This window comes from Bifidobacterium sp. UBA6881 (genome assembly GCA_002451435.1).
In the GTDB taxonomy this organism is placed as follows: domain Bacteria; phylum Actinomycetota; class Actinomycetes; order Actinomycetales; family Bifidobacteriaceae; genus Bifidobacterium.
Genome location: DKCF01000102.1, coordinates 6893 through 7196 on the forward strand (window position 1 = coordinate 6893; position 304 = coordinate 7196).

Below are 304 nucleotides of genomic sequence, written 5' to 3' on the forward strand. Positions count from 1 at the left end.
AAGCCGGCGATGGAGATGGCCAACGTCGGAATCCACAGAAAAGGAATCAGCGCGATCATATACGGCAGCGGCATACGCGCGTCCCAGCCGGAGGGCATCTCCCCCAGCACAATCCATACGATGCAGACCAACAGCGCAATCCACAAGGCAGCAATCATCGCAACTCCCCTCGTTTCGAGCAAACCCATTCCAGACCGCGTCCGCGAATGCGCGCACAGGGCAACGGCCATATGGCATTTCAGTGTATCCAACGGACCATGCGGGCGAAACCGGACGCCAGGACCTGCCCAAAGACCTCACGAAT